The organism is Erwinia sp. (genome assembly GCF_031978025.1).
Lineage (GTDB): Bacteria > Pseudomonadota > Gammaproteobacteria > Enterobacterales > Enterobacteriaceae > Erwinia.
This window is the reverse complement of sequence record NZ_DALZCD010000271.1, coordinates 1-5,844: the sequence shown is the minus strand read 5'-3', so window position 1 is coordinate 5,844 and position 5,844 is coordinate 1. Positions and strand designations below refer to the sequence as shown.

At 53.8% G+C, this 5,844-nt stretch carries 8 protein-coding genes and 1 pseudogene; 6 read left to right on the top strand and 3 right to left on the bottom strand.

Features of this window, described 5'->3' with window-relative positions; translation table 11 throughout:
• Window positions 1–771, bottom strand: a 771-nt coding sequence (locus RTK32_RS17940; RefSeq protein ID WP_312046377.1) for a trypsin-like peptidase domain-containing protein, incomplete at its 3' end; no start/stop codon positions are given.
• Window positions 772–887: 116 nt separating this feature from the next.
• Window positions 888–1,289, bottom strand: a complete 402-nt coding sequence (zapG, locus tag RTK32_RS17935) for a Z-ring associated protein ZapG (protein WP_312046375.1) — start codon at window positions 1,287–1,289, stop codon at window positions 888–890.
• A 185-nt stretch (window positions 1,290–1,474) separates the two neighbouring features.
• On the opposite strand from zapG, the gene zapE reads away from it, so the two are divergent.
• From zapE to RTK32_RS17905, 6 genes are all read left to right on the top strand, one after another.
• Window positions 1,475–2,602, top strand: coding sequence for a cell division protein ZapE (gene zapE, locus RTK32_RS17930; RefSeq protein ID WP_312046373.1), 1,128 nt, complete (start codon window positions 1,475–1,477; stop codon window positions 2,600–2,602).
• A 245-nt stretch (window positions 2,603–2,847) separates the two neighbouring features.
• Complete coding sequence (rplM, locus tag RTK32_RS17925) at window positions 2,848–3,276, top strand: 50S ribosomal protein L13 (RefSeq protein ID WP_125287073.1); 429 nt, start codon at window positions 2,848–2,850, stop codon at window positions 3,274–3,276.
• Between the two features lie 15 nt (window positions 3,277–3,291).
• Complete coding sequence (gene rpsI / locus RTK32_RS17920; protein ID WP_125287074.1) at window positions 3,292–3,684, top strand: 30S ribosomal protein S9; 393 nt, start codon at window positions 3,292–3,294, stop codon at window positions 3,682–3,684.
• A 297-nt stretch (window positions 3,685–3,981) separates the two neighbouring features.
• Window positions 3,982–4,623 (top strand): stringent starvation protein SspA, encoded by a 642-nt coding sequence (sspA, locus tag RTK32_RS17915; RefSeq protein ID WP_312046371.1) that lies wholly within the window; start codon window positions 3,982–3,984, stop codon window positions 4,621–4,623.
• Between the two features lies 1 nt (window position 4,624).
• Window positions 4,625–5,122 carry a ClpXP protease specificity-enhancing factor gene (sspB, locus tag RTK32_RS17910; protein WP_312046369.1) on the top strand — a complete coding sequence of 166 codons (498 nt, stop codon included), beginning with the start codon at window positions 4,625–4,627 and terminating at the stop codon, window positions 5,120–5,122.
• 269 nt (window positions 5,123–5,391) lie between these two features.
• A complete protein-coding gene (locus RTK32_RS17905; RefSeq protein ID WP_312046367.1) occupies window positions 5,392–5,541 on the top strand; it encodes a hypothetical protein in 150 nt (49 codons plus the stop codon).
• Between the two features lie 24 nt (window positions 5,542–5,565).
• Here RTK32_RS17905 and RTK32_RS17900 read toward each other — a convergent pair.
• Window positions 5,566–5,844, bottom strand: a pseudogene (locus RTK32_RS17900) (sulfite reductase subunit alpha); the annotation flags it as partial.

Below are 5,844 nucleotides of genomic sequence, written 5' to 3'. Positions count from 1 at the left end.
CAGCTGCTGGGCAAGATTCATCGCCATATTGCCAGGGATAGCGAAGCCGATACCGATATTGCCGCCGGCCGAAGAGAGGATGGCGGTGTTAATGCCGATCAGCTCGCCGTTAAGGTTAACCAGCGCACCGCCAGAGTTACCGCGATTGATCGCCGCATCGGTTTGAATAAAGTTTTCCAATCCTTCCAGATTCAGCCCGCTGCGTCCCAGCGCCGACACGATGCCGGAGGTGGCCGTCTGGCCAAGGCCAAACGGGTTGCCGATAGCGACGGCAAAATCGCCGACCTTCAACTGGTCGGAGTCGGCAACTTTTATCTGAGTCAGGCCTTTTGCACCGCTGATCTGAATCAACGCGATATCGGTCTGTTCATCGTGCCCGATAAGCCTGGCATCATATTCCCGGCCGTCGCTTAACTGGACGCTGATTTTATCCGCACCGTTCACAACATGGTTGTTGGTCAGGACATAACCTTTTTCCGCATTGATCACCACGCCGGACGCCAGGCCTTCAAAAGGCTGGGTGCTGTCCTCGCCGTCCTGGCCTTCCTGACCGAAGAAACGTTTTAGCTGCTCAGGGACTTCCTGCGTTTTCGTCGGCTGCGTGCCTGCTACGTGAACACTGACTACCGCAGGCAGCACCTTTTCCAGCATCGGCGCCAGACTGGGCAGCGGCTGCCCCTGAATTTGCGCCGGTAGCGTGGCCTGCGCCGCCGGAGCTGAACCCATGCTGATACTCAGGGCTAATGCGCTCAACAGTAATGATTTCTTCATCGCTATAAGACTCGCAAAAAGTGGAGGAGAGCATCCGGGCCAAAACCAGGACACAAGGGTCAGAATAGTAAAAAGGGGCGATTAACGCCCCGGTATTAATCAGCGTGTGCGGTTTATTACTCTTTCGCCGTACGCTCGCCGCGCAGCAGGCCGGTAGCGCTGTCAGGGTAGTCACGAGGCATCTGCACCGGCACCTGGTCGTTATCCGCTTCCGATTCGGTCAGCTGATAAGCAAACGGATTTTTTTCGCCCGGCAGGTTGGGTAGCAGGTCATTAGAGCCTTTTGCCATGTGCTGATAAAGCTGACGGTAGTCGCGCGCCATGTTATCCAGCAGCTCGGCGCTCTGGGCAAAGTGGCTGGTCAGTTCTTCACGATAATCAGCCAGTTCGGCTTTGGTTTTTTCCAGTTCGTATTGCTGGCTGCGCTGCTCGCGCAGTTTCTTGTTGCCAAAACGCATCGCCAGCGCACCGATAATTACCCCTGCTACCAGGCCAATAAGCGCGTATTCCCAGGTCATAATAACTCCCGTGTTGTCTTCATCGTTCCGTAAGAACCTCTGGCCTTATGCCAGTCCGTTAATAGCCACTATAACCGCTAATCTCATGGAAGTGGAATCCTGCGGCTGCATCGCTTAGTGTAGAACGGCCTTTTTTTCGACAATCAATCACCTGACGCACTGAATAATTCAGGGAATGGGAATCTATGCAAACGAAGTCTCCTCTTGCGCTTTATCAGCAGGCGCTGGAAAACGGCGAATATCAACCTGATGATATTCAACGTGAAGCTGTTACCCGTCTGGATGGGATTTATCAGGCGCTGAGCCAGCATGCACCCGCCATCGCCACCCCCACAAAAGGGCTGTCTGGCTGGCTGAACAAGCTGGTGGGAAAAGGCAAAAACGAGCCGCAAGCACCCGTCCGTGGGCTTTATATGTGGGGAGGCGTCGGCCGGGGAAAGACCTGGCTGATGGATCTGTTTTTTCAGGCAATTCCTGGTGAGCGTAAACAGCGGCTGCACTTTCACCGCTTCATGTTACGCGTGCACGAAGAGCTGACCGGTTTGCAGGGCCAGAGCGATCCTTTACAAATTGTGGCGGATCGCTTTAAAAGCGAAACGGATTTGCTGTGTTTTGATGAGTTCTTCGTTTCCGATATTACTGACGCCATGCTATTGGGCACGCTGATGGAAGCGCTGTTCGCCAGAGGCATTACGCTGGTGGCCACGTCCAACATTCCGCCAGATAATCTGTATCGCAATGGCCTGCAGCGGGCACGCTTTCTGCCCGCCATCGAAATGATAAAAAAGCATTGTGACGTGATGAACGTGGATGCGGGTATCGACTATCGCCTGCGGACGCTGACATCAGCCCATTTGTGGATGATGCCCCTGAACGAGGCGACCACGAAAGAAATGGACCGCATGTTTGTCGCGCTGGGCGGAACCGATCGCAGTAATAAGCCCGTGCTGGAGATTAATCACCGCAAAATGCCGACATTAGGCGTGGCGGAGGGTGTGGTGGCGATGGATTTCCTGACGCTATGCGGAGAAGGGCGCAGCCAGCACGACTATATCGAGCTGTCGCGCCGCTTTCACAGCGTCCTGCTGTTTAACGTGCCGGTAATGATTTACAAAACAGAAGACCAGGCGCGACGTTTTTTAGCGCTGGTAGATGAGTTTTACGAACGGCATGTTAAGCTGGTCGTCTCGGCTGAGGCTACGCTGTACGAGATCTACCAGGGCGCGCGGCTGAAGTTCGAATATCAGCGCTGCGTTTCGCGGCTACAGGAAATGCAAAGCGAAGAGTATCTCCGGCTGCCGCACCTGCCATGAATCGTTAAATTTCCCGGCGTCGGGACGCATTTAATTGTAAAAAGGGGTCGCGCTTTGCGGGCGACTTCTCTATAATCTTGCGACCCCACGTTACAGCAAAGGTTTTTTTCCCAAAACTCTTTGTGTTCCAGTAACTCTATCCGAAGGGGTGGGCTTGCTGGTCGAGATGGTCGTGTGAGCCTCAACCGTTTATTCAAGCGTTTGGGATTTCACCAACGTGTAACTTAATTTGGGTAAGCTTTTAGATGAAAACTTTTACAGCTAAACCAGAATCCGTCCAACGTGACTGGTATGTTGTTGACGCAACGGGCAAAACTTTAGGTCGTTTAGCGACTGAGCTGGCTCGTCGTCTGCGCGGTAAGCATAAAGCGGAATATACTCCGCACGTAGATACCGGTGATTACATTATCGTTCTGAACGCTGACAAAGTTGCTGTTACTGGCAACAAGCGTACCGATAAGATTTACTATCATCACACTGGCCACATCGGTGGTATCAAGCAAGCGACCTTCGAAGAGATGATTGCTCGCCGTCCTGAGCGTGTGATTGAAATCGCGGTTAAAGGCATGCTGCCAAAGGGCCCGCTGGGCCGTGCTATGTACCGTAAACTGAAAGTTTACGCGGGCAACGAGCACAACCATGCGGCACAGCAACCGCAAGTTCTTGACATTTAATCGGGATTACAGGCAATGGCTGAGAATCAAAACTACGGCACTGGTCGCCGCAAAAGCTCTACCGCTCGCGTATTTATCAAGCCGGGCAGTGGTAACATCGTTATCAACCAGCGTTCTCTGGAACAGTACTTCGGTCGTGAAACTGCCCGCATGGTAGTTCGCCAGCCGCTGGAACTGCTGGACCTGGTCGGTAAATTCGATCTGTACGTCACCGTTAAAGGTGGTGGTATTTCTGGTCAGGCTGGTGCGATCCGTCACGGTATCACCCGCGCTCTGATGGAATATGACGAGTCACTGCGTGGCGAGCTGCGTAAAGCTGGCTTCGTTACCCGTGATGCCCGTCAGGTTGAACGTAAGAAAGTCGGTCTGCGTAAAGCACGTCGTCGTCCACAGTTCTCCAAGCGTTAATTTATTCTGCGTTTGCAGAATCGATTATCGAAAAACCCGGTGCCTGCACCGGGTTTTTTCTTGCCTGATTTTCGGGCTGGCTCGTAAAAACGCAACGGGCTCTGTCATTTTCCCGTCAAATCTGTATTCCTGCCCCACAAGCTGGCTAAAATCTGGTAAACTGGGTGACACTTTGTGCCTATTAGCTGAGCGGCTGAACAGACGAACCCTCGTCCGGGTTAGCCGGGGCAATTTAGCCGCCAGGTCGCCGTGTGGCGGGCTTGCGCAGTAATTTTCTGGATAAACTTGGAGGTTTACATGGCTGTCGCTGCCAACAAACGTTCGGTAATGACGCTGTTTTCTGGTCCGACTGACATTTTTAGCCATCAGGTGCGTATTGTGCTGGCGGAGAAGGGTGTCAGCGTAGAGATCGAGCAGGTAGAAATGGATAGCCTGCCGCAGGATCTGATTGACCTCAATCCGTACCGTACCGTTCCTACGTTAGTCGATCGTGAACTGACGCTGTATGAATCCCGCATCATCATGGAATACCTTGATGAGCGTTTCCCGCATCCGCCACTGATGCCTGTCTATCCGGTCGCACGTGGCGAAAGTCGCCTGATGATGCATCGCGTTGAGCAGGACTGGTACAGCCTGATGCGTAAAGTCGAAAACGGCACGGCGCAGGAAGCGGAAGCCGGACGCAAGCAGCTGCGCGAAGAGCTGCTGGCGATTGCGCCGCTGTTCGCCCGCACCCCTTTCTTTATGAGCGAAGAATTCAGCCTGGTAGATTGCTACCTGGCACCGCTGCTGTGGCGTCTGCCGCAGCTGGGCATTGAGTTGATCGGTGCCGGTTCGAAAGAGCTGAAAGGGTATATGACGCGCGTATTTGAACGTGATTCCTTCCTGGCTTCTCTGACGGAAGCTGAACGGGAAATGCGCCTGCATACGCGGGGCTGATATGGAAATGTCACAACTTACCGCCCGTCGTCCCTATCTGCTGCGAGCCTTTTACGAGTGGCTGCTGGACAATCAGTTGACGCCTCATCTGGTGGTAGATATCAATCTCCCCGGTGTGCTGGTGCCGCTGGAGTACGCGCGTGACGGTCAAATCGTACTGAATATCGCGCCCCGTGCCGTAGGCAATCTGGAGCTGGGGAATGATGAAGTCACGTTTAACGCGCGTTTCGGCGGCGTCCCGCGCCAGGTGTCGGTGCCGCTGGCTGCCGTAATGGCCATCTATGCGCGTGAAAACGGTGCTGGCACTATGTTTGAGCCTGAACCGGCCTATGAAGAGGCGGGTGAATACAGCCCGGCTACGGAGCAGGACGAGTCACCGGAAACGGTAATGTCGGTTATTGACGGCGATCGTCCTGATGACAGTGGTCAGGATGATGACGGCAATGACGAGCCGCCGCCGCCGCGTGGCGGGCGTCCTGCACTGCGCGTAGTGAAGTAAGCATAACAGCGAAACCGGTTCCCAACAGAGCCGGTTTTTTTATGCCTGCCAATCGCCTTATCCAAGGCCCCCCTCTCTTTTTATCTTGATAACGATCGCTTAATCAGGGGTTATTCAGATAATAAATCACGGTTTTTCCAACGTTCCGTTTCCTTGCTATATCCTGATGCTTCTTTGCCTGAGTAATTGATTCTGCTTGCCAGAAGAACAGATCAGGCCGCCAGAACACCCGTCAGGCCGGTACGGATGAAGGAACATAGCTGGATGGTATGGATAATTATTTTGCCGGGCATTGCGGTGTGGTCATTGGCGCGGGCAGCGTGGTAAGAACCGACGTTTCGGACTGTACCGTTGCGGCAGTCAACCCTGCGGGGGACGTCAGGTATATTGCGGAAGAACAAAGGGAGACGGCTGGCTGAGCAGCGCCCAGCCAGCCGGGACAATCAATAGACGTCACGCAGGTAACGTTTCTCTTTCTTCAGCTGATCGATGTAGTCCGCTGCGCGTTCTGCCGACAGGCCGCCAAACTGGGCAATAATTTCGTACAGGGCTTTATCCACATCTTTGGCCATGCGGGAGGCGTCGCCGCAGACGTAAAAACAGGCGCCTTCCTGTAGCCAGGCATACAGTTCCGCACCTTGTTCCATCATACGGTTTTGCACATAGATTTTTTTCGCCTGATCGCGCGAGAAGGCCAAATCCAGACGGTTTAGCACGCCTTT

Coding starts and splice junctions, on each gene's coding strand:
- zapG (WP_312046375.1), bottom strand. CDS start 1,289: ATGACCTGGGAATACGCGCTTATTGGCCTGGTAGCAGGGGTAATTATC.
- zapE (WP_312046373.1), top strand. CDS start 1,475: ATGCAAACGAAGTCTCCTCTTGCGCTTTATCAGCAGGCGCTGGAAAAC.
- rplM (WP_125287073.1), top strand. CDS start 2,848: ATGAAAACTTTTACAGCTAAACCAGAATCCGTCCAACGTGACTGGTAT.
- rpsI (WP_125287074.1), top strand. CDS start 3,292: ATGGCTGAGAATCAAAACTACGGCACTGGTCGCCGCAAAAGCTCTACC.
- sspA (WP_312046371.1), top strand. CDS start 3,982: ATGGCTGTCGCTGCCAACAAACGTTCGGTAATGACGCTGTTTTCTGGT.
- sspB (WP_312046369.1), top strand. CDS start 4,625: ATGGAAATGTCACAACTTACCGCCCGTCGTCCCTATCTGCTGCGAGCC.
- RTK32_RS17905 (WP_312046367.1), top strand. CDS start 5,392: ATGGATAATTATTTTGCCGGGCATTGCGGTGTGGTCATTGGCGCGGGC.